This is a genomic window from Paenibacillus sp. FSL K6-1122, assembly GCF_037977015.1.
Taxonomy (GTDB): Bacteria; Bacillota; Bacilli; order Paenibacillales; family Paenibacillaceae; genus Paenibacillus; species Paenibacillus amylolyticus.
The window spans coordinates 1,893,202-1,917,785 of record NZ_CP150272.1 but is presented as its reverse complement, the minus strand read 5'-3'; the positions used below and the strand labels follow the sequence as shown (position 1 = coordinate 1,917,785).

General features: G+C 45.0%; 30 protein-coding genes and 1 riboswitch. Of the genes, 2 read left to right on the top strand and 28 right to left on the bottom strand.

Translation table 11 applies throughout. The features are described from left to right. Nucleotides 1-11: 11 nt before the first annotated feature. The 8 genes from NSQ20_RS08625 to NSQ20_RS08590 form a co-directional block, all read right to left on the bottom strand. On the bottom strand, nt 12-485 hold the full coding sequence (locus tag NSQ20_RS08625) for a GNAT family N-acetyltransferase (protein ID WP_340032282.1): 474 nt from the start codon (nt 483-485) through the stop codon (nt 12-14). Between the two features lie 4 nt (nt 486-489). Next, nucleotides 490-1,098, bottom strand: a complete 609-nt coding sequence (locus NSQ20_RS08620) for a DJ-1/PfpI family protein (RefSeq protein WP_338708160.1) — start codon at nt 1,096-1,098, stop codon at nt 490-492. A 60-nt stretch (nt 1,099-1,158) separates the two neighbouring features. Next, nucleotides 1,159-1,240, bottom strand: a riboswitch (ZMP/ZTP riboswitch). A gap of 50 nt (nt 1,241-1,290) precedes the next feature. Continuing rightward, on the bottom strand, nt 1,291-1,806 hold the full coding sequence (locus NSQ20_RS08615; RefSeq protein ID WP_036669607.1) for a GNAT family N-acetyltransferase: 516 nt from the start codon (nt 1,804-1,806) through the stop codon (nt 1,291-1,293). A 33-nt stretch (nt 1,807-1,839) separates the two neighbouring features. After that, on the bottom strand, nt 1,840-2,364 hold the full coding sequence (locus tag NSQ20_RS08610) for a YfiT family bacillithiol transferase (protein WP_036610311.1): 525 nt from the start codon (nt 2,362-2,364) through the stop codon (nt 1,840-1,842). A gap of 47 nt (nt 2,365-2,411) precedes the next feature. Further along, on the bottom strand, nt 2,412-2,951 hold the full coding sequence (locus NSQ20_RS08605) for a GNAT family N-acetyltransferase (protein ID WP_076318702.1): 540 nt from the start codon (nt 2,949-2,951) through the stop codon (nt 2,412-2,414). 8 nt (nt 2,952-2,959) lie between these two features. Next, entirely contained in the window at nt 2,960-3,499 is a 540-nt protein-coding gene (locus NSQ20_RS08600) for a hypothetical protein (RefSeq protein ID WP_100529569.1), read from the bottom strand. 21 nt (nt 3,500-3,520) lie between these two features. Beyond that, nucleotides 3,521-3,961, bottom strand: a complete 441-nt coding sequence (locus NSQ20_RS08595) for a hypothetical protein (protein ID WP_338708158.1) — start codon at nt 3,959-3,961, stop codon at nt 3,521-3,523. Between the two features lie 6 nt (nt 3,962-3,967). Continuing rightward, entirely contained in the window at nt 3,968-4,645 is a 678-nt protein-coding gene (locus NSQ20_RS08590; RefSeq protein ID WP_338708157.1) for a class I SAM-dependent methyltransferase, read from the bottom strand. A 181-nt stretch (nt 4,646-4,826) separates the two neighbouring features. Here NSQ20_RS08590 and NSQ20_RS08585 point away from each other — a divergent pair, with 181 nt between their 5' ends. After that, nucleotides 4,827-5,600, top strand: a complete 774-nt coding sequence (locus tag NSQ20_RS08585) for a sporulation protein (RefSeq protein WP_338708156.1) — start codon at nt 4,827-4,829, stop codon at nt 5,598-5,600. 171 nt (nt 5,601-5,771) lie between these two features. Here the strand turns inward: NSQ20_RS08585 and NSQ20_RS08580 are convergent, their stop codons facing one another. The 7 genes from NSQ20_RS08580 to NSQ20_RS08550 all read right to left on the bottom strand — a co-directional run bounded on the left by NSQ20_RS08580 (nt 5,772) and on the right by NSQ20_RS08550 (nt 13,582). After that, entirely contained in the window at nt 5,772-7,739 is a 1,968-nt protein-coding gene (locus tag NSQ20_RS08580) for a BglG family transcription antiterminator (protein WP_340032281.1), read from the bottom strand. A gap of 52 nt (nt 7,740-7,791) precedes the next feature. Continuing rightward, entirely contained in the window at nt 7,792-10,470 is a 2,679-nt protein-coding gene (gene mngB / locus NSQ20_RS08575; RefSeq protein WP_340032280.1) for a mannosylglycerate hydrolase, read from the bottom strand. Between the two features lie 74 nt (nt 10,471-10,544). After that, nucleotides 10,545-11,663, bottom strand: coding sequence for a PTS fructose transporter subunit IIC (locus NSQ20_RS08570; protein WP_036610325.1), 1,119 nt, complete (start codon nt 11,661-11,663; stop codon nt 10,545-10,547). 29 nt (nt 11,664-11,692) lie between these two features. Continuing rightward, on the bottom strand, nt 11,693-12,010 hold the full coding sequence (locus NSQ20_RS08565) for a fructose PTS transporter subunit IIB (RefSeq protein ID WP_101314955.1): 318 nt from the start codon (nt 12,008-12,010) through the stop codon (nt 11,693-11,695). Beyond that, nucleotides 12,010-12,465: a PTS sugar transporter subunit IIA gene (locus tag NSQ20_RS08560; protein ID WP_101314954.1), complete on the bottom strand. Its 456-nt coding sequence runs from the start codon at nt 12,463-12,465 to the stop codon at nt 12,010-12,012. The genes NSQ20_RS08565 and NSQ20_RS08560 overlap by 1 nt, the downstream gene beginning before the upstream one ends. A 235-nt stretch (nt 12,466-12,700) precedes the next feature. After that, nucleotides 12,701-12,985 (bottom strand): hypothetical protein, encoded by a 285-nt coding sequence (locus tag NSQ20_RS08555; RefSeq protein ID WP_155985062.1) that lies wholly within the window; start codon nt 12,983-12,985, stop codon nt 12,701-12,703. A gap of 27 nt (nt 12,986-13,012) precedes the next feature. After that, nucleotides 13,013-13,582: a hypothetical protein gene (locus NSQ20_RS08550; RefSeq protein WP_340032279.1), complete on the bottom strand. Its 570-nt coding sequence runs from the start codon at nt 13,580-13,582 to the stop codon at nt 13,013-13,015. Between the two features lie 426 nt (nt 13,583-14,008). Here NSQ20_RS08550 and NSQ20_RS08545 point away from each other — a divergent pair, with 426 nt between their 5' ends. Then, complete coding sequence (locus NSQ20_RS08545; RefSeq protein WP_340032278.1) at nt 14,009-15,169, top strand: glycosyltransferase family 1 protein; 1,161 nt, start codon at nt 14,009-14,011, stop codon at nt 15,167-15,169. A gap of 300 nt (nt 15,170-15,469) precedes the next feature. On the opposite strand, the gene NSQ20_RS08540 is transcribed toward NSQ20_RS08545, so the two are convergent. From NSQ20_RS08540 to NSQ20_RS08480, 13 genes are all read right to left on the bottom strand, one after another. Beyond that, nucleotides 15,470-16,141, bottom strand: coding sequence for a DUF3298 domain-containing protein (locus tag NSQ20_RS08540; protein ID WP_340032277.1), 672 nt, complete (start codon nt 16,139-16,141; stop codon nt 15,470-15,472). Continuing rightward, nucleotides 16,141-16,668, bottom strand: a complete 528-nt coding sequence (locus tag NSQ20_RS08535; RefSeq protein ID WP_036610339.1) for an NUDIX domain-containing protein — start codon at nt 16,666-16,668, stop codon at nt 16,141-16,143. Before NSQ20_RS08535 ends, NSQ20_RS08540 begins: the two co-directional genes overlap by 1 nt. A gap of 240 nt (nt 16,669-16,908) precedes the next feature. Then, nucleotides 16,909-17,571: an HAD family hydrolase gene (locus NSQ20_RS08530; protein WP_340032276.1), complete on the bottom strand. Its 663-nt coding sequence runs from the start codon at nt 17,569-17,571 to the stop codon at nt 16,909-16,911. After that, nucleotides 17,558-18,019, bottom strand: a complete 462-nt coding sequence (locus tag NSQ20_RS08525) for a GNAT family N-acetyltransferase (RefSeq protein WP_340032275.1) — start codon at nt 18,017-18,019, stop codon at nt 17,558-17,560. The genes NSQ20_RS08530 and NSQ20_RS08525 overlap by 14 nt, the downstream gene beginning before the upstream one ends. A gap of 94 nt (nt 18,020-18,113) precedes the next feature. Next, nucleotides 18,114-18,284, bottom strand: a complete 171-nt coding sequence (locus tag NSQ20_RS08520; protein ID WP_094030640.1) for a YHYH domain-containing protein — start codon at nt 18,282-18,284, stop codon at nt 18,114-18,116. A 109-nt stretch (nt 18,285-18,393) separates the two neighbouring features. Beyond that, complete coding sequence (locus NSQ20_RS08515; RefSeq protein WP_340032274.1) at nt 18,394-19,170, bottom strand: Cof-type HAD-IIB family hydrolase; 777 nt, start codon at nt 19,168-19,170, stop codon at nt 18,394-18,396. A gap of 82 nt (nt 19,171-19,252) precedes the next feature. Beyond that, nucleotides 19,253-20,815, bottom strand: a complete 1,563-nt coding sequence (locus NSQ20_RS08510; protein WP_340032273.1) for a PH domain-containing protein — start codon at nt 20,813-20,815, stop codon at nt 19,253-19,255. Then, nucleotides 20,812-21,309 (bottom strand): PH domain-containing protein, encoded by a 498-nt coding sequence (locus NSQ20_RS08505; protein WP_036669512.1) that lies wholly within the window; start codon nt 21,307-21,309, stop codon nt 20,812-20,814. Before NSQ20_RS08505 ends, NSQ20_RS08510 begins: the two co-directional genes overlap by 4 nt. Before the next feature lie 132 nt (nt 21,310-21,441). Next, nucleotides 21,442-22,002, bottom strand: a complete 561-nt coding sequence (locus NSQ20_RS08500; RefSeq protein WP_340032272.1) for a GNAT family N-acetyltransferase — start codon at nt 22,000-22,002, stop codon at nt 21,442-21,444. A 27-nt stretch (nt 22,003-22,029) separates the two neighbouring features. Beyond that, a complete protein-coding gene (locus NSQ20_RS08495) occupies nt 22,030-22,452 on the bottom strand; it encodes a hypothetical protein (RefSeq protein ID WP_340032271.1) in 423 nt (140 codons plus the stop codon). Between the two features lie 103 nt (nt 22,453-22,555). After that, nucleotides 22,556-23,236, bottom strand: a complete 681-nt coding sequence (locus NSQ20_RS08490) for a zinc dependent phospholipase C family protein (protein ID WP_340032270.1) — start codon at nt 23,234-23,236, stop codon at nt 22,556-22,558. Between the two features lie 137 nt (nt 23,237-23,373). After that, nucleotides 23,374-24,153: a hypothetical protein gene (locus NSQ20_RS08485; protein ID WP_340032269.1), complete on the bottom strand. Its 780-nt coding sequence runs from the start codon at nt 24,151-24,153 to the stop codon at nt 23,374-23,376. A 108-nt stretch (nt 24,154-24,261) separates the two neighbouring features. After that, nucleotides 24,262-24,420, bottom strand: a complete 159-nt coding sequence (locus NSQ20_RS08480) for a hypothetical protein (protein WP_162158967.1) — start codon at nt 24,418-24,420, stop codon at nt 24,262-24,264. Nucleotides 24,421-24,584: the final 164 nt, after the last annotated feature.

Below are 24,584 nucleotides of genomic sequence, written 5' to 3'. Positions count from 1 at the left end.
TTGAAGTTCCCTTATAATGTTTTAACAAGTGAAAGTCTATGAAACCCCGAGGTATAATAATTCATATCAACACCTTCTTTTTGAAAATTCATTCGTTCATAAAATACGAGCGCTGCTTCATTTTCTTCATGATCAAGTGTGTAAAGCATGACATCACCACTGCCGAATTCAGCTATTTTTATACATATTTTTGTAATTAGTCCACGTGCTACTCCCTGTCGAAGGTGTGATTTGCATGTAACAACGCCAACGATTTCATATCGGTTAACAGTAGGATGAAAGATATAACCAGCATGACCTATGACAACATCTGCTTCGTCAACCATGACATAATAAGCACTGATACGTTCATCCGTCATTTTTAAAAATATATCCCAGCGCGCAGGATACTGATCGCGTATAAACGAAGGGAATTGAAAATCATGATCCGTCATCATTTTCAGCACTGCTGGCTGATCAATCGCTTGAAAAAGGCGAATAGTCATCTTTTTATCCCCTACCCTTAGTGTGCATGTAGACATCTTTTAAGTTACCAGCTTCATAATATGGATACTCTAGTTTTTGTTGAACTTGAAGGACGATCTCCGTAGACGTTAACATTTCGACCAAGTATAGTCCCAGGTCAATGGAAGCCGTAACCCCCGCACCCGTTACCGTATTACCATCACGCACTACACGCGCTGAGATTACTTCTGCACAATAAGGATTCAATAAATCATAAGCAGATGAGTTGGTAGTAGCCCTTTTTCCATTCAGGAAACCTGCTGCCCCCAACAGTAAAGCCCCGGTACAAATAGATATTTTATATGTGACATTTTCTGCCGTTCGGACCCATCGCATAAAATCCTCATCAAATCGAAGCGTTCTAGTTGATAATCCACCAGGAAAAAATACTAGGTCAAAATCCCCTAGATGAGGTAATACTGCATCGGATTTCATTTTCAGCCCACGGTCATCCGAAATTTCCTCCTTATCTGCGCAGAATGTCCATGATACGTTTTCCTTTGCTTTCAGAATCGCTAGCCAAGTCACAGCTTCATAAAATCCAGCTAAATCCATGCTTGTCATTCCATCAAATAAAACAAACGCCATTTTCATTGCCGCCACCAGTCCTTTCGTTCCCTGAATAATAAATAAAGTGTTTGATCAAAAGATCAAACACTTTGCCCAGGCGTACGGCATATAATATATGTGCTCCCTCGTGGTTCACTCCACGTTTACGCCAGTCACACATAACAGATATTTACAACTAATATACATGACATCTTTCATATTGTATATATTATGAAATTATTGCGTGGCTTTTAACTTCTTCGTAAGATAAAGTACAACATCGTCGTCCATAATCGTTTCTTCACCCGGCTGAATGTAATGATCATGTTTGTATACACCGTGACCGTCTGGTATGTACCCGCGATGGGCATATAGAACTTGCGCTTTGCCATAATCGGAAAACACACCTACACCAATGCCTGCTACATCCGTTCGTTCCAGAATAACTTCCTCTGCTCGGTCCATTAACCGTGAACCAATACCTTGGCGCTGGAACTTCATTAGTACATTAAAATCGTTAATTTCGGGAATGCCTTGTTCCCTGAAAGACGGGTAGCTGGAATTCCACAATACATTCACGTATCCGGCAAATTCTCCATTCAACTCGGCTACCAAGGTTACGCGTTCCCCATTCTGTTGTTCAGCCAAGTAATGAAGATACTGCTCAGGGGATCTCCCCCAACCCTGCTCCTGAAACGCCTTTGATATGATTACAGGATCGTTCTCATTTAATAGTCTGATATGTACACTCATTGATGAATCCTCCTTAAAAGATATTTCTAATAGCTATATTCCCAATCTATCCCGAAGCGATGTGATGTGAGCAACATGGTGTTTGCCATGCCAAGCATACATGCCCAGATTGTAATCCAGTCTTGTCGTTTCTTCCGATGAGGGATGATAAAATTGTTTGGCATAATCTGCATCTGTCAGCGCGTTTAACAGAAACACCCAACGACGATGGAGGGCATCCAGAATCTGAAGCGAGAATTCGACATCCAGGTCTCTTGAATCACTCAGTTCAGCCCAGCGCTCTTCATAATAAGGCCGAATCGTTGGTGTATCCTCTGTCAGCGCCAACTTGAAACGAATCATACTGTTCATATGGCTATCTGCCATGTGGTGAATAACCTGTTTGAGCATCCATCCACCTTCTCGATACGGTAGACTTAATTGCTCTTCACTCAATCCCTTTACCGCTTCTCGTGCGCGTTCAGGCAACTCAGCAATGTCCTGAATCCACTTCTCCCGTTGTGCCAAAGTAACTTCACCCGTGTGTACAAATGGTCCTATCGGAAATCTTTCATCCATCCATTATTCCTCCTTGTTTATATGATTCAAATAACTTTAAACAGGATCTACAGGGCATATTCCATAAGCCAACAGTCTCGCATCTGTCCTTCATGCTGCTCATGTTTCTCCAACAGCTTAATCTTTTGGAAACCACATTTCTCGTAACAGGATATCGCTCTTAAGTTCCAGGATTGAGGGTCCATAACCACTTTACGGGCTTGTTTTTCATTAATCAGATAAGCCAGCATGGACTGCATCAACTGTGTACCAATGCCTTTATTCCAGTATTCTACCTCACCAATAAACTGATCCGTTCCATAGATGATCTCATCCGTGTCTCCATAACCATACTCCGTTCGTTCTTCTTCCTCAAGCTCATAGAACTGAATGTATCCAATCGGATGTCCTCCATACTCAACGATACAACGAGTAGCATCATCTTTTTGATTGTAAAAATGCTCTCTCACCTGTTCCAGATCATGCGGCCGATCACGCCCTTCATAGTATTGAAGAACTTCCAGGTCTGACAGCCACTTCACCAGATGTTGTTCATCTTCTGTGTCCAAGAAACGTACAGTGATTTCATTCGATTCATATACATTCATCATTCTGATTACTCCTTATTGATCTCCAGATTCTCACTCGTAACCCAACTCAGATCCTTCCCTAACAAATGCTCGTTGTGAACATAATACACCACGGGATTCTCAAGCGGCTGAGTCGTTCCATCCAAAGATCTGAGCGTTAACCGCAACTTGTAGCTCCCTATCTCATCAGGTATCGCAAATCCTATCAGATTATCAGCTGATTTCATGGTCATCCCCTGCGCCTTCAGATACTTTTCCAGAATGACTTGATCAAGATAGGAGCTGCCAACAGACGAAGGCATGTACCACGCATCATCTTGTTCTTCAGTGAATGTGACCCCTTCCCATCCAGGGACAACGGGATACACCATATGTTGATCCTTGTCTTCTCTTTTTCGCGTTATCTCTAACTCTACCTCAACTACATCCGTATCAATCTGCCTGATTGTGCCTGCCATCACAACATCCTGGGCACTCACACTTGGAATAACATAGCTGTATATGAGCAGAGTCACCAAGAGAATTATCGTTACTCCCGTAATCCAAAATATTGTACTTTTACGCATCTGTCTGATCCTCCCGTCTAATTAATCATACTTCTGGAGTAGCTCCTTCTCTGTTAAAGATTGAGTTAACCTATCCAACTCAGGGGATGCCGTCCAATCACTGGATGTATTCAATCCATGCTTGATGGTATGTATCGCGCTATGTGCAGACATGTATATATTATGGTGGATTCCAGGTTGGACAATGATGTGCTCTCCTGCACGCATCACTCGAATCGAAAACATCTGATCGTCTCCATAACTGGCATACGCAATCCATCCGGTTTGCACCACATAAAACTCCGTTAGATTGATATGTACATGACTGTTTTGCCATGCTCCGTGGGAAGAGGCAACGGTTCTGCAATAATAACTGCCGTCTTCTGTTATCATTTTATATTTTTGTTCCCCGTTCGCCATCTGCTCGAAGCTGGTTTTGACACCCATTTCACCATATTTCTGTTCTGAAAATTCTGTGTTCAATCCGCTTCAGCTCCTTATGGCCTGCCAAATATACTTGCATTCTCTTACAGCAATTCTACCATCAACCTGGTTCTCCTTCAGCTTGACTTCCAGCTGTTCCCGGTACTCAGGCTGTGTATAATCCGGGTTTCCGGGGATATCGGAGAGAAAGATGGCAAACTCTTTTTCATCCGAGAAAATCATAAGTGCCTCGTTATATTCCTCAATCTTGATCACCTTAAATGCATTTCTTTCCAAACGCTCACGTACCTTTGTTATATCCGTATGAATACCAATCATAACTCCACCCTTTTGTAGCAATCTCCCATGCTCAATAATGGAAGTTGGACCTCTGCGATCATAGATCAAACCAAATTGCTTATCTTCAAATGGCATCTTTTCTTTTGTGCTGATGCAGACAAATTCCACATTTGTTATCGTGCTTGAATGAAGACTGTTTTGGGCTATCTTTATCATCTCTTCCGAATTATCAAACCCTATAATGTGATCGGTATATTCCGACATTTTCAACGTAAACTCCCCATGTCCACAGCCTGCATCGAGCACGGATGTATACTGAGGCAGAAGCTTAATCAACCACTCTTCAAAAATATCTTCAGCAGAGTTACCTTCCAGCGTATACAAAGCTCTACCCTTGTATCCCCCATTACGTTGTGCAATCATATCGTACCATTCCATGCTCATAGAGTTCCTCCTGACAAAAATTCCCTTTATTTAAACATTCGACATGGGTACGTCGATTCTCCTGTTTGGATATACGATATATCTTTGCTAAAATATGAAACGCTTCTCTTCCAGCTTCCGTATTAAGGTCGAAGCCGTATGTATCCCATATAATAAACCATCTGATCTGGAGGTTGAGCGCATGTCATTTTTCAAGAAAATGTTAGCCAGTGTAGGTGTTGGAGCAGCCAAAGTAAATACGGAATTGCATACACCAGAGGTCACGCCTGGAGGAATCATCTCGGGGGTTGTGTACATTGAAGGTGGAGATGCGGAACAGAACGTAGATCGAATCTATCTTTCAATTAAAACCCATTACATACGGGAGCACGATGATCGTAAAGTAAAAGAAACAGCCGTTATAGCCAAATATCTGCTCACCGAAGGTTTTACCTTACAGCCTGGAGCCAAATTGGAGAAAGACTTTTCATTTGACCTGCCAGAAAATCTGCCAATTACACTGCATCGTGCAGAGGTATGGGTGGAGACGGGCCTCGATATTTCAAGTGCTGTAGACCCTTCAGACCGGGACAGACTGCATGTTGTTCCTAGCAAAGACATGAACACCGTGCTCGATGCAATTGATATCCTTGGTTTCAAACTGCGTGAAGTGACCAATGACTATGCACCAAAGCTGGGTGGCAATCTGCCATTTGTGCAGGAATTTGAATTTGTACCAACAAACAAATTCCGTGGGCATCTGGATGAGTTGGAAGTGCTGTTCTATCCCATGGGCGATTCGCTGGAGCTGCTATTACAGATCGATCGCCGCACTCGTGGGCTCAGTGGAATATTCTCCGAAGCAATGGGTACGGATGAGAGCTTTGTCCGCCTGCATCTATATGAAAGACATCTGGCGCGAGGGGCGCATTCTGTCGCTCAAGGACTAGAAGAAATCATTTCCAAACATATCTAATCTATAGTTTGTGTTAACGAATAAAAACCGTCCTCTATCAGACAAATCTGATGAAGGACGGTTTTTCCCTTTCAAAAAGGGAATTAAAAAAAGTTGGAGGATAACAGCGATCGTAAGGTTGTTCTGTACTCGGAGTGTCCGTGTAATTATCCATTAGCGAACATATATATATTAATACACTTCGGTACTTTTCAGACTCAACGTTTCACATACAAGTTGGGCAAAGGCATCGAAGCTGCCACAGGATCGCAGGCTTTCCAACTTCTCCTCCTGCCGGATTAACTCTACAAACAGATCATAGATCCCCATCGCCTGTTCGTAATCCTCTTTGCAGATAGATAACATAAATACAGCATGTACTTCATTCTCCTCATCCCACGGAATCGGCTTCTCAAGCAGGCATACCGATACGGTCGTACGGGTTGAACTCAGCTCCATGGGATGCGGAATCGCCATACCTCTTCCAAGCGCGGTTGAAGCCATCTTTTCCCGCTCCTGCACAGCTGGCCAGAATTGCTCCGTTACAATTCCCTTCTCCAACAGTGCTCCGCTCATCTCAGCCATAAGTGTCATTTTGTCAGGCTGATCCGACCGAAACATAAACAACTCTGGATCAAAGTAACGCAGCAATGTCATTTCCTCCTGCTCATCACTGGTTCGCACCAGATGAGTGATCGTTGCCATGTCTCGTTCCGATGGAATCGCAGCAATGACAGCCGACGGTTTGCCTTTGGACTCCCGTAACCGGATCGTAGAAATGACCAAATCTTCGGGCACACTCCCCATCTCCTCGTACTCCCGTAGCGAAACTACACGTGAGACCTCCAGCTCTGCAAATAAAGAACGCAATCTGGATTCAAGAATACGGGCTGTGCCGTATCCTGACCCACAGACCAGCAATACGGATTTCCGTTTGCGATGAGGAATCTGGTATTTACGTTCCAAAGCTGCACCAATGTGGAGAGCCAAGTAACCAATCTCGCTGTCATTGATTTCATGAGGTACGTATGTCTGTAGCTGTTTCACTGCACTGATCGTAATCTCATAGGCCAGTGGATAATATTTACGTATATGTCCCAGCAGTGGATTCCGCATATTCATGCCATGTTCCAGGCGAGTAATCATGGGCTTCAGATGGGCATACAGATCATTCGGCAATCGTTCATCATCACGCAGATCATAGGTGTACCGATCATAGATATGACCCAACATTTGCTGTACAGCAAGATATAAGGGGTCACTTCGAAGTCCATTCCAATCGGTAGCGGTCATTTTTTTGCTAACAATGTGCAGCAGCAGATAATCTCGCTCTCCAACTGGACAGTGAATGGAATATAACAACTCCAGATCCTGAATAATCTGCTGTGCAAGTTGCTGATCCTGAACATTCGCCTCCACTTTCTCGAATCGCTCTAGTTCATGCCCCTGCTTAATACGTAATACCATAACAGCCAGATGCGTAATCAGATCTTTCAGTGCCACATCTGCAATACGAACATTCTGTTTGCCTACATGGCGAATGACGATCTCGCGGATGTGTGCGGGTTCGATTGGATACAACAAACGTTCCTGTGCAAAGGTCATTCCTTCGGGGCCCAGTTCTTCATCTCGCGCATCGGCGTACTCGGCAAGGCAATAGCGAAACCTTTGCTCGTCTCCGACGACCTTCACACCATGTCCTGGCTTGATCTGAAGCTGAAGCTGGTAGTTCTCCAAAATCTGACGAATGATTTTCAGATCATTGTTCATTGTTGCACGGCTTATAAACAGCTGATCAGCGAGGTCTTCCATCTTGATATGACCCGGTTCACCAAGCAGCTTGAACAATTCATAACGGATACGCTCATCAGGCGAACCAGGTACTGGAGCACCTTTTTGCCCATCATCCTTCCGTTCCTCCAACAGCTCATTATACCGCTTCGCATCATGCACACGAATGGAATAACCCCGCCCACGCTTGGATTCCAGGCTCCCGCCATGCCCCGCGAGGATATGATCCAGCTTTTTCAGATCATCCCGAATAGTACGTACAGTAACTTCCAGCCTGTCTGCAAGTGCTTGGCTCGTCCAAGCCTGTTCCTGTCCTTCACCATGAATGAGGTGGAACAGCTTTTTCAACCGTTTAGTTGGAAAAATCATACCGATATCCGACCTCCCTTCTGATCAGGATTGTGTCAAACTAAAGCCCACCTTATATCGATACAAGTACCGTCATCAATTTACAATGTGCGAGTTCCGGCAAACGAACGACCTCTTCTCCATCGGTTAACCTCTGCTGAGGCTCCAGTGGTTGTTCACCAAGAGATACACGCTCTGCATGTACAGGTTGATTAAAGTGCATGTTCACGTTAGCAGACTGTGACAAATACGGATTGAAGACACGTACAATGTATCCGTCACTCTGCTCTGCTTTCTTGAAACTGCTTAACACCACGTTGGAATCGTTGCTGAACGACATCAGGCTATAGTCTGTATCAAGAACAAGTGCCTCATCGCGGAAAGCAAAGATCAGTCGTCCGTTCAAAAAGTCGCATAGCTGATAACTGCTGATCGGTGTCAAATATTCACGCGCAGCACGGGCCACATTCGCTTCGTCGAACCCGGAAGTCTGGATATGCAGGCCAAAGGTAAAGGAGAGCTCGCCAAGTAATTGCGCATCAGGTGTAGCCACAATTTTCTCACCGGAGGCCCGGCCAGGACGATACAACAGGTTTTCCTTACCCATGAAACCAAAAGTACGGAACAAGGTCAGGGCAATGGTATCCATTTGCTCGCCAACAATCTCATACTCACGTACACCCCCCGTCATCACAGCCATACCACGCGTACCGTTGTTCAACCCCGCATAACTCTGCATCGCTTCAATAGTGATCGGTTTCTCCTGCCATTGTTCGCGCTCCCATACTTCCACTTCTGGCAATGAGGTTGGACGAGCAATCACACCGAAAGGCTGGTCTGCAATGGATAGGGCGGAAGCAATTCCTGTATCAAAAAGGACACGCAGACGGTGGCTGAACACCTCATTCTGCACCTGAACCTGGAAACGGATCAGATTCTCTCCTTTGCGAAGAGATATCTCCACTTGCATTGGCAATGCTCCCGACGTGATACCTGCGGCGCGCTCTTCCAGATCGTAGGGAACATCCAACGTGAAACGCAGGGATAGTGTCTGAGATACAGACGTTTGGGTGGTCGTCGCACTCATCTGGCTACCTGCCGAAGAAACAATCAGATCCCGCTCGGGAGGAGAATAATTGTAGGAATCTCCGTCATCCCCGTTATCTTCAAAGACCATTTGATCCGCATACACTTGGCCAGATCGCTTATCTGTAATTTGCAAGGTGCCGTTTGCTTGCAGCGCAATAGTGAAATGTTCATTTTCAATCTTGTCCTCGTTACGTCGTTCAATGACAGGTGCAGCGCCCTGACTGAAATCAAAAACAATCTGGGTGTAACCCATCGCCGGGACCTCTTGCAGTTCCACCAGCAATTTGGCGCGATATACCCGTTCCGGCAGATGCACTTTGCGGCTTGGATTGAGATCGATGTGCTGTCCAAGCACATAATCGGTCTGGTCTACTTTTTCCACAATGGTGTAGGCCAGCTCGCGCCCCTTCGTATCCCGAATCACAAAGGATTCTTCCGGAATATAAGCTTCAATCTCAGTAACCCCGCCTCGCACATACGGTAGCGTGTTGAACAGGGTGAACGCAAATGTCTCCTCCTGCTGTATCGTTGAAGCAATCATCCGCATATGCAGGTCAAGCAAATTCAGTGCGATATCATAGGCCTGTTTGTAACGGAACGCAACGTCCTGATTCGTTGTATCGCTGTTACAGCCACCGATGCTGTCATGTGCCGCATTCTCAAACAACAGCTTCCAGATGTCCTCCACAATGCGATGCGGGTAATCATGCCCGAGAGAATGGCTAATGGCAAGTACAGGTTCGAGCGTGTTAGCAATCAGATTCTCAATTCGGTTATTCTGTTGCTTGAGATCCGCACGGGTGGAAAAAATGGACTTGTGAATCCGCATGTGCTTGGCTTCCATTAATTCACCCCGAAGTACAGGCAGATCCTGACTATCCGCTTCGATCTCCGCCAGAAAACGTTCCGGTTCATTCATCACATATTCGCGTTCTGTATCCAGTGCATTGAACCGTTTAATCAACTCCGGCAGATTCAATCGCACAGGCGCCTGATCAAACCCATTAGGGAAATAGATATGTTTGGTGGAGGCTTTGCGTTCCAGCGCACCAATCTGTTTCTCCAAATAAGGGATCAGATCTTCTTCATTTTCCGGAATGTTACCACCGTAGTAATACCCGAATGGCATCTGTACAGCAAATACACGACTACCATCCGACCCTTCCCACGTAAACTCGGTATGTGGATTCGTATTATCCGAGACACCACGCCAGAACAGGAAACGTTCAATGCCAAACTCCCGATAGATCTGCGGCATCTGTGCCGATTGTCCAAATGCATCCGGGACATAACCAACCTTCATCGCATGTCCGTACTTTTGTGCTGTTTTCATACCATAATACAGGTTTCGGACCATGGATTCACTGGAAATAACCAATTGATCCGTCTGTGTATACCAGGGTCCCGTCATCAGTCGTTTGGCAGAAACCAGTTGGCGGATCCGTTCCTCATCTTCGGGACACCAGCGGATGTAATCATCCAGCAGCGAGCCCTGTGCATCCAACAGGTAATAATGGAATCCATCGATATTCTCCAATGCGTTCAATACTTCCTTGACGTGTTTGACGAGATACACTTTGGAACGGGAGGTCGTAAAATACCATTCCCGGTCCCAGTGTGTATGTGGAATCACATGTACTTTGGTACGATTTCTCTCACTCATATCTCTATATCCCTCCAGATGCTTTTTAAAGGTTGTTCAAGATACTGAAAACCGATCTTTTTGAACATGTACTTTTAGTCAAAAACGAGTTCGATTTCTTCCCCATTTTTCTTCACTGAAGCTTCCTGAGTCTTGGCAGGCTGTTTCTCTTCTTCATCGCGGAAGTTCACCAACATGGTGCCACCCGCCACGATCAGTGCGCCGACAATGCCTCCGGCAAGGTACGCGATTGGGGTACCTACTGACACAGCTCCATATAAGCCGCCAATTGGTGGCATGATGATATGTGCTCCCAGCAGTGCAGTCAAGGCAGCGCCCGTTGCACAGGCAAACATGTTGACCAGAATCATTTTGGCAGGGTTACGCAGTGTGAACGGAATTGCACCTTCCGTGATACCGATCACACCCATAATCACTGCACCTTTTCCCGCTTCCTGATAGGTTTTGGAAAAACGTTTCTTCATCAGCAATGTTGCCAAACCATAACCAAGCGGCGGAATGCAGATGGCAATATTAATGAAAATATTCGGCAGATAGACACCGGACAGGAACAGGGCATTGCCTGCCATCCATGCCGCTTTGTTGACGGGTCCGCCGAGATCGAATCCAATCATTGCCCCCAGAATAATGGCAAGCACAACGGTATTGGTTCCGCTCTGGCTCATGTTTTGAACCCAAGCAATGAGATACTCATTCAGCGCGCCCAGCGGGCCACCCAGAATGACCGCCATCAGAAATCCGGTTAAACCAACGGTAATCAGCGGTAAAATAATTAACGGTACCGAGCCAGCGGCCGGACCTGTAATCTTAACTTTGTTTTTGACCCACAAGGTGATGTATCCGGCAAAGAAGCCTGAGATCAACGCGCCGAGGAAACCGGCGTTGGTCTGCTGTGCCAGCACCCCGCCGATCAGACCTGCGGCCAGCGCAGGTTTGTCGGCAATGGAGTAGGCAATGTAACCGGACAGGACAATCGTCAATAGTCCAATACCGCTCCATCCTACATTTTGCACGAGATATAAAATATGCAAGAATCCGCTTCCATCTTTGTACGGATCAAGATCAGTAATGCCCATTGATAGTGCGATAATTTTGCAGATGGCAACGACCAGGGAACCCGCGATAATGACCGGCAGCAGATAGGAGATACCTGTCATTAGATGTGTTTTTGCTTCACCAAACCATTTTCTCATCGTACTCTCTCCTCATGTGGAAGGTGGGGTTAAGCTTGTCCGTTCACTGCCTCGACAGCTTTGGTTAATACCGCTTCTGCCTGACTTACGGCATGACCAATTTTGACACGCACGACTTTTTTATCGCCAAACCGATCCATGTCCTTCACCGTTTGATCGGCTGCAATCAGAACAAAATTCGCTGCTGCAATATCTTCTTCCGTCAGCTTATTGACTTGCCCCATGGCTCCCTGCTGTTCCACTTTGATCTCATATCCCAGTTGTTGAGCTGCTTTCTCCAATGCTTTGGCGGCCATCGGGGTATGGGCGAGACCTGCGATACATGACGTTACACCTACAATTTTCATTATGACACCAGTCCTTCCGTATATTGATGAAGCAACGTATATACATCTTCCGGCTGCACCGCTTCTACGATGGCCTCTTTGAATGAATCTTCCAGCAGTAAGGTGGCAAGTGAAGAGATGATTTGCAGATGGGATACGTCTACATGACCTTTAGGCACAAGGATGGCAAAAATAAATTTTACCGGCTTGCCGTCATGAGATTCCCAATCAATGGGCTCCCGCAATCGAATGACCATCACTGCCGGACGTGTTACAACTTCACTCTGGGTATGGGGAATCGCAAAGTGATCCTGAAGTCCGGTGGAGTAGACACGTTCGCGTTCCCACAGATCAGCCGCAAGTTGTGCACGGTTTGTAGTGATGCTGTAACGCTCTGCCTCCGCAGATATAAAATCAAATACGTCCTCTTTGCTATGCAATGTCTGATCGAGATAAATCTGATTGGTTGTAATCATGATCTCTGTCTCTCCTCCTCTCTCTATCCAAAACGATAAGCGCTTACAAGATCATTGTAACGGATTCTTCCTTGACCTTGGATCTAGAAAATTTCCCCTTCGAAGCGGAAAAACATTAGCCATAGCAAAAACCCTGAGTCTAATAGACTCAGGGCAGTTGTAAATGAGTTTCAATTGATATGCTGCAAAGGCAGCGTAAGTAAGTACAGAACATGGACTCTAAGCGGATAAAACATCAAGAACGCTGTGTCCAACGCTGCATTCCTGATCGAAGACCGTAATATGCGGCGGCTAGCAAAATAAATCCGGCAACAGCCATAATCATGGATGTTGTATCCCATTGAACACGGCTTCCAAAAGCAATCTTGGATTGCAATGGGGTAACAGAAGAAGCGGTGTTCGTAAGATCAGGTACATAATTCATGGTCATGATCATGCCTTGAACGACATTCCAAGCTACAAAACCGATGATGAATAACAAGGTAACCAAAAAGGATTCCAGCGCTAATCGTTTGTTCATGATTGTCATTTTGCCTCCTCTTCCCACTCAATTAGACAAAACGTGTTGCATCTCCTGTTTCAAACGTTCTTTATTTTCGTCCACATATTGATACAGCAGGTCAAAGCTTTCTTCGTTATCCGATTGCATGCTCAAATTCGCGGCTTCCAGTTCAATCTGCTGTAATACCTCATGAATCTGTTCCCCATGCGTTTGCAGGCTTGTCGTGATGTCATCTTCGGACAGGCCATTCACATTATCTCGTAATTGCCCGTGCGTTACGCCGCTTTCGGACAACATCTGCTCGATCTTCTTCAGGATCACGGTATCTGCCTCATTGCCGATCCGCTCCATCGCTGCTATTGTCTCACCGAGATACTGCCCGCTGACATTCTCAAGGAAACCGGTCATACCGTTCATGGACAGCTCGGTATCCAGATCGATGATTAGAATGGTATCTCGCAATACTTGCGGAAGTTCCGGTCCACTCTCACGAATTGTCGCAAATTCAGCCCGATAAAGGTCCATGGCAACACTCCCCACCACTTCTTCACCTGACATCTCTTCAAGCTGATCGAGTGGTAACAATTCTTGCAGTTCTTCTTGTAACTTGTTCATCTTTCTCTGCCTCCTGTATCTCTCTGTCTGAATAGTTTAAACGAATGTTTTTACACTGGACCACTACGCGGTCAGAATAAACTTCCGATCGCTATTATCCCCAGATTTTTTCAATCCCTTTATTAAAGGGTAAAATCCGGTGATAAAGGCGAAGTGTATGCTTCCGAAGCAGCTTTCTTGCAGAAAGCTTTTAGCTCCGCTTCTTCAGTTTTTTTCTGTCCTCTCCGTTATCGTGTAAATTTCAAGTTCAACTACGCCGACACGTTATTACATCATAGCAGAATACGCTATACAAGTTGAACTTATGGAAGTTTACATGTTCGTGCGAAGTCATTTTACAGGGAATACCGTCAAGTTAACGTGCACTTGACCTCTGGAAAATGTTCCGCTGTTATGATCTTGGCATCACGAGTCTTGGGAGGGGTAATGATGCGCCTGGCCTTGTTCACAGACACCTATCTTCCGGAAACCAATGGTGTTGCTGGCACGCTCCACCGCTTGAGTAATCATCTGAACCGCAGAAAAATTGAACATCTGCTGTTTACTCCGAACTCCGTCATTGAAGGAAGCCATGAGACTCAAGTCCGATCGGTTGCCAACATCCCTTTTTTTCTGTATCCCGAATGCCGCATTGCTCTACCCAACAGAGCAGACACACACAAGCAGCTACAAACCTTTCAACCCGATCTGTTGCATATCGCCACGCCTTTTAATATGGGGCTGCTTGGTCTGAGGTATGCGCTCAAACACCATCTTCCGCATGTTGTCTCCTACCATACCCACTTCGATCGTTATCTCGAATACTACCGGTTGAAAAGTATGATTCCTCTCTACTGGAAATATATCCAGTGGTTCCACCGTGCCTGTGATGCAACCCTAACTCCATCGCAGGAAACGTTAAACACCCTGCAAACCCAAGGCATTCAGCGTCTGAAACTTTGGTCTCGCGGGATTGATTGCAACCTGTACTCCCCTGATAAACGCAGATCGGATATCCGTGAACGATACCACATCACCGCTCCCCTTATTCTACTCTACGTTGGACGCATTGCCCCGGAAAAAGATATCGCTACACTCACGACTACCATGCAGCAGTTGCCCCAGGAAATGCAGTCCCGTGTACACTGGATCATCGTTGGCGACGGCCCATCTCTCCCGAAAATGCGTCTGCAATCCCCACCCAATGTCACCTTTACAGGCTATATGCATGGCGAAGAACTTGCTGTTATGTATGCTTCGGCAGATCTGTTTGTGTTTCCTTCCTCTACGGAGACATTTGGCAATGTGGTGCTGGAAGCGATGGCTTCAGGACTTCCTGTAGTGGCGGCCAATGCCGGAGGTGTAAAGGATCTAGTATCCCACCACCGCAATGGTGTATTATTCGAGCCAGGTCAGGCTGATGCACTGATTCGGGAGATATGTCTCTGGGGAAATCACGTGAACCAATTGAGGATGATGGGACTGGAAGGCAGAAAGCTGGCTGAGCAGCGGTCGTGGGAGCATATTTTTGATACACTGATCGGAGATTATGAGGAAGCTATAGAACATCGGAACAGACAAACGAAAGATCGAATTATTACAGCGTAGTCTGATGAAATTATCTTCTTCCAACAACCCATAACTACCGCCTCTGTCCTATGCAGAGTTAAACCGGCTCGCCCGTTCAGGCTGCCATAGCATGCGTACGTTGCTACGGTCAGCCTGAAGCATGTTTCCAATACGTTTCATAACAAAACCTCCTTCTTGGAATGGGTTAAGCTATTTACACGGTATGTAGAAACATAGAAGCCGAAGTTATTGAAATTATTTAGAGTATTTTGAATGATTGTATATATAGATAAAGACATGACCTCATTGAACTGGATCATGCCTTTTATTGCAAACAATCTATTGGTTGAATTTACTGTACGGGACTTTGATATCTACAAATCCTTTAGCGTAGGGTGCAACCTCATACGGATGGAATCGGATGACGATCCCTTTGTCATATAAAAAGAATTCAGATGTCTGATCAAGCTGAAAATCATAAATATTTTCTTCAAAAATAGAGACTCCTGCATTATACATGGCTAATAGACTGTTGGAGATTGATTTCTCTACCTTCTCCATCTGAGTATCGTCTTTAACATACTCGCTTAGCTTCAGTTCTTTCCCCGTTCTTAAATCATAGTTATATGATTTTGTCGCATCCATTCCATGTGCTCCGCCAGTGTACACATGATCTTCATATACCACAGATAACTTTTCTTTTGCATTGTATTTTACACTGGCCATGGTAATGTAGAAATAATTTTTGTTTGATTTCTTTTCTTCTTTGTCCAGGCGAGCCGCTTTCACTGCGTGGATTTTAAATGTCTTGTTCAGTTTATCCGTCACAGATTTATTACCACCTGTTAGATGTATGTATGGCTGTCCTTTGTAATATTGGACCTTCGTTTTCACTGTAATCGTGCTGCCTGCCTCCACATGACTACTCGGAAGAATGATAGCAATCAGTACAGTGATCAACAGGTAATTTATCCATCTCAATTTTTTTCTTTCCATTCTATATTTCAACATTATCGATTAACCCCCTTTGGCTCAAATGATATCGTTTCCTGCATTCTGTTCCATATTACCTGTGGAGTACCCTTTAGGTCTGTTCCGCTCTGAACGTTGCCAATCCAGATGTCTTCTGCTCCCGGGTGTTGTAAATAGTGCCTGAGCGTTGCTTTGATCAGAATAGACGAATGTAAGTCCAACACCTCATCCAGTGGTATCCAGAATAACTCGCCTTCATCCGAGGGCACAAAATGTCGATGCGTGGTCTCTCCGAAATATACAAACTGCTGCCAAATCTCACCACCGTTAACTTCCAACAGAATATATCGAAGCCGAAAGTGTTCGACATCCTCTTGCTTGAACCCGGTCTCTTCTTCAATCTCCCGATAGCTGGCGCTCATGGGTACGTTCAGTTCCCCTTGTTCCAGATGTCCGCCAATGCCACCCCAGAATTCAAAATCAAACAATCTGCTACCCGCCTTCTTCATCATCAGCATGTCTGAGCCATTGCTCAAAAACGCTGTAGCCATCTGTCTAATTTCCATATGTTCCTCGCTTTCCAAACTGGGGTTATAGTAGTCCTTATCTATTTAAACTGAACTAAAGAATATTTACACTAGCCACTCCGATGACAGAACAACCTTCCGATCGCTGTTATCCCCAGATTTTTTGATTCCTTTCCTAAAGGGTAAATCCGGGGATAAAGGCGACCGCTCCGCTTCTTCAGGTTATTTCTGTCCTCTACGTTTTGTGTAAATGTTATATTCAATTTATATAACCGCCTTCTACAGCAATTCCTTTAGCTCACTTAGATGCTCAATCGTATGTAAAGGACTAGTCGTAATCCTGTCCTGCCACGGCTGGTTGACCTTCATCCAGATGGTGCTCATGCCTACGCTTGCCGCTCCCTCAATATCGTTCACCGGATGATCGCCAATGTAGATACATTGCTCAGGGCTTAGACCGAAATGATCTAGCGCAAGCTGAAATATGCGTGGATCGGGCTTTTTGACTCCAGCCTCCTCTGAAACAATAATATGGTCGTAATCATCCCGGATACCGAGTTGATCGATCTTCCCATACTGAATATCGGTCTGCCCATTGGTAATTAACCCGGTTCGATATTTCCCCCGAAGATGCTGAACGACTTCTCGCGCCTGTTCCATCAGAACTGAACTTCGCACATACTCTCTGCCATAGAACTCCATCAGTTCTGCATGTGGCGGATGCTCTGCCCAGGGCAGTTCATGCAACAACTCGTTGAACAGAAAGGGTTTGTCCTTATAACCATCTTCATCGAGTTCAATGATTCTTTTGAGAATATCCTCCGTGGACTCAAGATGGGCAAAATAGGTTTTAATCAAACTCCGAGCGAAGCCGTCAAAGGTCATCGTTCTGTTCAGAATTGTATTGTCCAAATCAAAAATAACGGCTTTAATATGATCCATCTTCCTTCTCCCCCAATTCCAGTACATGCGTTATCTTCTCCATACTCGTCACTTCTCTAAATCCCAAGTCGCGATAAAAAGAGCCGGCAACCGGTTGATCCGTGTACAGAACCAGTCGAGCGTAATGATTTTCCGCTTTTTGAATAACCGCATCCATCAGCCTGCGCCCAACCCCATGTCTTCGAAATTCTCTCATCACATAAAGCCTGCGAATTCTTCCGGTATCAGTCACTTCAGAATAAGGATCTCTGTTCAGACCGCAAATCCCAACCACCTTATCGTGCATTCTGCATTCAAAAAGCGCTTCATCTTCTTGCTCGAATGTATTGATTCCTGTCTCATATTCATGGATTAATCGCTCGATATGTCTGAACCCCTCACTGGAGCTTTCGACCAGCATCGCCACTAAATCGTCATGATTCCACACCGATATCTCCTGTATCTGCATGGTGTAACCGCCTCCATCATTTTAAATCAATGGTACACATGCAAACCCAACCATACATTGAATGATGGCCGGGTTTATCTTGTACAGCTCATTATCATTTTTTCTTTTTGTGATAGTGATAACCTGTGCACAGACCCTTTTGTTTGGATTTGGCTGAACAGTTATGTCCCCCGTTCTTATCCAGTCTGCCTGGATGAGCATAAGCGGAAGAGGATACACCAACAAGTACGACAAGAGACAGGATTACGATAACAACCTTTTTCATAAGTCCCCCTTCGATCAACACCCTATGCTTTAGGGCTTAATACGTGCTATATCATTCTACATGAAAATCCACAATTTGGATATCCTTCATCTTTTTAGCCGATCCATTCTCATAAAATCTTAAATTGCTTCAATGCATGGAAGACCCCATCTTCACTTGCCCGCAGGGTGACATAATCAGCGCTTTGTTTAATCCGTTCTCCGCCATTTCCCATCGCAATTCCGATTCCCGCATACACTAGCATATCCACGTCATTCTCCCCATCGCCAAAGGCCATTGTATCCTCTCTGGATATCTTCAGGTAGTCGAGAACTTTCTCTGCGGCTATAGATTTGCTGACTTCGCTCGCTTCCAGCACATTCACTATATACGGATGGAATCTCACGAATCGTAAGGAAGGAAATCTGGACTGGAATTTCTCCGTCTCCGCTTCATCCGCATATAAACAAATGCAATATACGTCCTGTTCCAACGTGCTGATTTTCTGCGGGGAATTCATGAGTCCAAGCGTATCTCTTAAGGCCTCAGTAACACGACCATCTGTTGTACACAACCCGTTCGTCTCAAATGATTCTGTAAAATATGAAATACTGTGCCCCTGCAACTCGGCAAACTCACTGAATGCTCTCACCATCTGTGCTGAAAGTACAGACTTATGTATCACTTCATCACCTGCTTTGATCAATGCCCCATTAGCCGAAATGATTGTATCGATTCCGAGATTTCTGAATTCTTCGCATAAATTATAGGGCCTGCCTGTGACGAGTACAACTTGAACGCCTTTACGAATCGATTCCCGGATCGACTCAGCAGTACGCGGTGATAAACTCCGATCTATTTCGCTCAGCAATGTACCGTCCACATCAAAGAACACAGCTTTAATCAAATTGTTCTTCCTCCTCTGTCTTCAATTAAAAAGAGTAAGTACAGAATAACTTTGTTTGGTCTTCCTGCACTTGCTCTTGTGATTAACGGGTCTGAACATCTTGGGTACGTCCCATGTACCATGATTGAAATGATTTCGCCGTATCCAGGGAAATGTCATGTGCCCGATGATGCAGTACTGGTTTGGCGCGGTTTACCGTATGAATGGAAGCCACACCGAACCAACGCTGTAACACATTACGGGTGATCTGCACTTCGATGACTTTCTCACGTTTGGAGATGAAGAGGGTTGAAGTGAGCGCCCCGGTTCGAAGTTGAATGAAATTCTGATGCAGAATGTATCGGGTATGGAAAAAGTCCATCACTCTGCATGTTGCAATCCACACGAGCAGAATCGCGGAAATCATCCACCAGGCATGTTTCTGCCCAAACACCAATGGTTTGAAATACCACAATAAACCCGTGATCATGATCCACCCCCAGCTTGGTTTGAGCAGGCGCAGCCATAGTGATATTCGTGGAAGTTTTTCCATCTCCTGCGTAACCCGATAGGATGGCAGGATCTCCTCAATCAGGGTATAGGCTTGCTTCACAGGCAAGAAAGGATAGAGCGAGTTCACCTCCTGCTCGGATTCCCCCAGACTACCTGCAGTGGTCAGTTCTACTTCCGCTAATCCAAGTAACCTTTTCATCGGCGACTGTGTAATTTTGACGGCCTGGACTCGCTCTTTCAGGATTGAAAATGACGTTTGCTCCATCACGCCCTTCGAGATATAGATCCGCTTGGCATCCGAGGTGATCTGGAAATTGCCATACTTTACGAAGGTTCTGACTATGCCCAGAGCAATAGATATGATCAATAAAACTAAAATCATCAAACCGGCAATCCACCAGGAATCAAGCCAGGTTAATAACAAACTTTCCGTTACTTCTTCATCAGGGAAGAAGTCCTTCACCCAGGAATAGAGCGTAGCCAGGACCGGAATCAGTACGAGAAAGCTGAGCGAGGTAAAGGATGCTTTGAATATGTCCTTGCGGGTGGAATGATAATGAACAACCCGTTCCTGTTTTTCTTTTGCAGGCAGAGACATGACTTCATCAGTTATAAAAGGTTTGGATTGCGCCTCTCCCTCTTCCATAACCTGAACTGCATCCAACGTATCATGTTCCTCTGTTGCTCCTGCTGTTTCTGCTTCTTCAGCCATATGACCTGCTACAATTTTCTCCAGCTGTTCCGCTTCGGAAAGTGAAACAACGTGTAGCTGAAAGGTAGCATCTTCTCCCTTAATTCCGGTCTCGAATCGAATCGACGTCACCCTGAACAAACGATGAAACAGCGTTGTATGACGATTCACATTCTGGACCTTCGTATAAGGTATCGTTCTTCGGGTACGATTAAACACACCACTGTAGATATGAAAGGCTGTATCGTCTGCTGCATAACGCGAGGTGAACCACTTCAGGATCATGGACAGGATGCTAATGGAGACCCCTACATAAAAAGCGATTCTTCCATAGAATATCCATTGGGACTCCGAGCCCTGACGGAAAACAAACAAAAAAAGGACGATAGCGAACCAATTCTTTACCCGTTTCCACAAGCTCCACAGCATGGTTAATGGATGATGTCGCTTCATATCGATCATTCATCCACCTCATTAATCCGCGCATAGGACGCAATCTGATGACGGAGTGCAAGCGCGACTTCCTCTGGCAATGCCGGGATTTCATGCGATGAACCCATCGTGCCAACCGATACGGAATAGAGTCCATATTTTCGCATTAAAGGTCCCTGATTTGTTGTAACCGATTGCACTTTCGCCATGGGGATGATCTGATGTACCTTGGTTAGCGCCCCACGCTTCAGTTGCAGGAACTCCTCATTCACATCATAGAACCAATGCTTGTATAACCATGAAGGCTGGATGAAAATATCCCACACCGCATAAAGCACTGATATGGCCGTAACGCCCCACAAAACCCAACCAATCCACGTCTTCCATCCATAGATGGAGTCGAGTATTAACAGTACGGCAAGGATCAGGAAACCTATTACATTCCATATGATGGCGCTAATTCTCCACAGGTTTACTGCATTAGGAGATAACCGTTGCTCGGGTGTATTCCACTGTATAGACATATGTTCACTCCTTTTTTCCTCGGGTACATAAAAACACACATGATACAATGTACGAACAATCGTCCACGATCGATGCAAAAAGATAAAGAGATGACCCCTATACAATACAGGTCGTCATCTCTTTTGTTCATTTCATTTTACTATAAAATCCTGTACTTCACACAGCCATACCATATGATCTGTTCCTTCGCCCCAGTAGTTGTTCGCCACCACATAGGCTTCACCGAATTTGCGTTGCCACTTCTTCTGTGCGATCTGGTAACCGCTATCCAGACAAAATTGCTGAATTCCCAGCCGTTGCAGTTCAGTAACCAGTGCGAGAATGAGCGCCGAACCAACCCCCTGTCCTTGAACCTCGGGCAACACATACAGGCTACCCAGTTCTCCGATATCGTTCAGCCGGCCCTCTGTACATTCTCGAATCTCCTTACCACACGGTCCATACGAGATTGTGCCTACAATAACATCCCCCATTTTGGCGACGAGGAAAAATACACTTGCTTTGATGTTGTCCTTTGCTTGCAATGCCTTGTGAATCATCGCTTTTTTGTGTGTTATCTCATCCTGAATATCATCCAGAAGCGAGCCTATTCCCTCCTGATCAAATGCTGCGGGAATGGTTGTCTCGAACACCTGATACACTCCATCTGCATCCGATCGCGTCAAAGGTTCAATGGTAATTTTGTCATCCACAGGTTCTTCTCCGTCCCATATACCTTCTTAATCTGTACGTCGCTGAATCAGTCTTCTTAGTTGATTCGAATCCTCAAGAGGAATGCTATATCCAGTATGCGTGTCTTCCTCGTTTACTAACAAGCCTTGCATCTTGGGATCCATTCCTAGTGAAAAATCATACCTTGTTATGGAGCTGTCCGCATTTGTTATGCTCATCTTGTACTGCGTACCATAATCAATAATACCTGGCATACGCTCTGCCTTATGTATGGCCTCCATCATGATTCGAATCTCGTCAGATCGATCAAACACAACATCTTGGCATGGTTCCAAGGCAAGGTTGGGATTACACGTTAAAGTGATCAGTACAGGAAGCCCTTCTTCCGCGTTCGATTCATTCGGTTTGCTACACCCTGCAATGAACGTGGCAATGACAAATACGAGCAACATTCCTACATATTTCACCATACTGCGTGCCTCCCTGACTTAGTATTAAATAAACTAGTAATGAGTAGAGAAGTAATAAATACAGTATATAATGAAATGACTCAACTGCACTAACTATCTATATTCATATCAAGTTACGTAACTCCGGGTCCCATGAAGACAACATAGAGATCAGTCGCTCTATGGTCTCTTCCACAAATACCTGAACTCTCTCACCCGTGATGAACTCAGGAGTAATTCCTGGTTCTTCCCCATTAAGAAAAAAAAACGTGTGGTCCCGCCAGCGTACAATCTCATCGGCAGTTAACCGATCCGTCATGTCATAACCCGGTGAACTGTTGAGCACCTGCCATACCTCTTCGCTCCAACTTGAACCTTGATAGAGATTAAAATCGATCTGGTCCGTCTCCTGGTAATATAAACGCGCCAGTTCATCCTTCGATCTGCTACTGTCTGTATGTTGATCTACCTTGTTGACCCGTTCGACGAATTCAGGATGCACACTCCGGAACCAGTAATAGTCTGTCAGCACATGCATAAAGTATCCTCGCACAAACCACTTCCATCCTTCATCGGTAAGTTGTTGCATATAGAATGAGTAAAGATCCTTCAGTTCACCAACGTGATCTCCATCATCTTTCTGGTTAAAATGGGTGTATTCCTTATCATCTCTAGTTGTACCTTCGCGCATATGTATGGAATCTGGGGCGATATTCCCCAGATAGAATGAACCTCGATCAGCCTGCATTTGCAGCGAGTCTGCAATTCGATTAGCAATATTGAGATGAACCATAGGTAAAGGCATAGAGTTGATCTCCTTTTATCGGGAAGTATTCTACTATACTTAGTAAAAAGAAACGATATAACCTACTGGTGCAACGCAGATCACTGGAATAGTAAGAATTCGCTAGGTTCCACCTTTTTTTCACCGTAGATGCGTGATTATCCCTGAATTCTCTCCACTTGCATGCGGTCAAACAGCTGCTCCAGATCCGTATGGTACTCCGGGTGCTCCTTCACAAGCAGACTAATGTATTCCGACCCACATTCATAGAATACTAGACGATTAAACGGAGCTGTATCTCCAAAATGATTGCTCTCCTGCCCGAATTTTGCCCGAATCAGATTCTCAATATAACGCGCGTAACCCTCGTTCCACTCTAACCAGCTCCAGTACTCGGCTTGTTCTTCATTTAATGAAGTAAATAACGCCTTTCTAGCTGTCTGTACTTGTGTCAGGTCTTTACTCTTCAAAGCAGACAACAATGAGTTAATCCGCTCCACAACGATTTCATCTTCATACGGAAATTCATAATCCAGTTCCCATGTTACGCGCTTCAGCTGGTCCATTTTATGCTTAATTTGAAGACGGTTGACGATCCGCTCATCATATTTCTCATATACATAACAATGAACATATTCGTGGAACAGATAAACTTTCTGCTCCAGATCTTTGAACGCTGTATCCGTTACAATCGCACACATTCGTCCGTTCATATGATGCACCGGCATCGCAGCAAGGCATTCATCTGGAATATATAAATCGTCCGGTACCGTCTTCACCCACTCGTATTGTTGCGTCTTGGACGAATAATCATAGATATATAATAAAGCTTCATAGGCTACAACCACTGGATAATGTTCTGCAAACAAAGGATGTAGGCTAACCAAGTCTTTCTGAAGCTCGTTTAACTCGTTAATTTGCTCTAAAAAAGCATCCATGTCATTAACCCTCTCTTTACTGGATTGATGCGTTAATCATACTAGATCAGGAAAGATAAAACACTGAGAGAAAAATGATAATTCTGTTCGAGTGTGAGATGGTGAACGTTAAAAACGCTCTCCCCGTTTCTCATAAAGGTAGATATCCAGTGCCTGAATCCCACGCCGGGCTAGCTTAATAAACAGGATCAGCGCATACACGCCCAGTCCATATAACAACACATTAATCAACATTGCAAATATCGTAACTATAGAACCAACCATCATTATTATTCCTCCTAATTGACCCTTTTAAATGTTCACTCCCTATTCTAGCATATTTTTCCTTAGTTCATTTTTGGGTAGATGTAAGAGTTGTTTGGTATGTTTAGTGGCTCAAAACGAAAAAACTTCCACATCCGTATGTGAAAGGTGGAAGTTTTGTAATCCGG

Excerpts from the sequence above, each read along its gene's own strand:
- NSQ20_RS08625 (WP_340032282.1), bottom strand. The coding sequence starts at position 485 with ATGACTATTCGCCTTTTTCAAGCGATTGATCAGCCAGCAGTGCTGAAA.
- NSQ20_RS08620 (WP_338708160.1), bottom strand. The coding sequence starts at position 1,098 with ATGAAAATGGCGTTTGTTTTATTTGATGGAATGACAAGCATGGATTTA.
- NSQ20_RS08615 (WP_036669607.1), bottom strand. The coding sequence starts at position 1,806 with ATGAGTGTACATATCAGACTATTAAATGAGAACGATCCTGTAATCATA.
- NSQ20_RS08610 (WP_036610311.1), bottom strand. The coding sequence starts at position 2,364 with ATGGATGAAAGATTTCCGATAGGACCATTTGTACACACGGGTGAAGTT.
- NSQ20_RS08605 (WP_076318702.1), bottom strand. The coding sequence starts at position 2,951 with ATGAATGTATATGAATCGAATGAAATCACTGTACGTTTCTTGGACACA.
- NSQ20_RS08600 (WP_100529569.1), bottom strand. The coding sequence starts at position 3,499 with ATGCGTAAAAGTACAATATTTTGGATTACGGGAGTAACGATAATTCTC.
- NSQ20_RS08590 (WP_338708157.1), bottom strand. The coding sequence starts at position 4,645 with ATGAGCATGGAATGGTACGATATGATTGCACAACGTAATGGGGGATAC.
- NSQ20_RS08585 (WP_338708156.1), top strand. The coding sequence starts at position 4,827 with ATGTCATTTTTCAAGAAAATGTTAGCCAGTGTAGGTGTTGGAGCAGCC.
- NSQ20_RS08580 (WP_340032281.1), bottom strand. The coding sequence starts at position 7,739 with ATGATTTTTCCAACTAAACGGTTGAAAAAGCTGTTCCACCTCATTCAT.
- mngB (WP_340032280.1), bottom strand. The coding sequence starts at position 10,470 with ATGAGTGAGAGAAATCGTACCAAAGTACATGTGATTCCACATACACAC.
- NSQ20_RS08570 (WP_036610325.1), bottom strand. The coding sequence starts at position 11,663 with ATGAGAAAATGGTTTGGTGAAGCAAAAACACATCTAATGACAGGTATC.
- NSQ20_RS08565 (WP_101314955.1), bottom strand. The coding sequence starts at position 12,010 with ATGAAAATTGTAGGTGTAACGTCATGTATCGCAGGTCTCGCCCATACC.
- NSQ20_RS08560 (WP_101314954.1), bottom strand. The coding sequence starts at position 12,465 with ATGATTACAACCAATCAGATTTATCTCGATCAGACATTGCATAGCAAA.
- NSQ20_RS08555 (WP_155985062.1), bottom strand. The coding sequence starts at position 12,985 with ATGAACAAACGATTAGCGCTGGAATCCTTTTTGGTTACCTTGTTATTC.
- NSQ20_RS08550 (WP_340032279.1), bottom strand. The coding sequence starts at position 13,582 with ATGAACAAGTTACAAGAAGAACTGCAAGAATTGTTACCACTCGATCAG.
- NSQ20_RS08545 (WP_340032278.1), top strand. The coding sequence starts at position 14,009 with ATGATGCGCCTGGCCTTGTTCACAGACACCTATCTTCCGGAAACCAAT.
- NSQ20_RS08540 (WP_340032277.1), bottom strand. The coding sequence starts at position 16,141 with ATGTTGAAATATAGAATGGAAAGAAAAAAATTGAGATGGATAAATTAC.
- NSQ20_RS08535 (WP_036610339.1), bottom strand. The coding sequence starts at position 16,668 with ATGGAAATTAGACAGATGGCTACAGCGTTTTTGAGCAATGGCTCAGAC.
- NSQ20_RS08530 (WP_340032276.1), bottom strand. The coding sequence starts at position 17,571 with ATGGATCATATTAAAGCCGTTATTTTTGATTTGGACAATACAATTCTG.
- NSQ20_RS08525 (WP_340032275.1), bottom strand. The coding sequence starts at position 18,019 with ATGCAGATACAGGAGATATCGGTGTGGAATCATGACGATTTAGTGGCG.
- NSQ20_RS08520 (WP_094030640.1), bottom strand. The coding sequence starts at position 18,284 with ATGAAAAAGGTTGTTATCGTAATCCTGTCTCTTGTCGTACTTGTTGGT.
- NSQ20_RS08510 (WP_340032273.1), bottom strand. The coding sequence starts at position 20,815 with ATGATCGATATGAAGCGACATCATCCATTAACCATGCTGTGGAGCTTG.
- NSQ20_RS08505 (WP_036669512.1), bottom strand. The coding sequence starts at position 21,309 with ATGTCTATACAGTGGAATACACCCGAGCAACGGTTATCTCCTAATGCA.
- NSQ20_RS08495 (WP_340032271.1), bottom strand. The coding sequence starts at position 22,452 with ATGGTGAAATATGTAGGAATGTTGCTCGTATTTGTCATTGCCACGTTC.
- NSQ20_RS08490 (WP_340032270.1), bottom strand. The coding sequence starts at position 23,236 with ATGCCTTTACCTATGGTTCATCTCAATATTGCTAATCGAATTGCAGAC.
- NSQ20_RS08485 (WP_340032269.1), bottom strand. The coding sequence starts at position 24,153 with ATGGATGCTTTTTTAGAGCAAATTAACGAGTTAAACGAGCTTCAGAAA.
- NSQ20_RS08480 (WP_162158967.1), bottom strand. The coding sequence starts at position 24,420 with ATGATGGTTGGTTCTATAGTTACGATATTTGCAATGTTGATTAATGTG.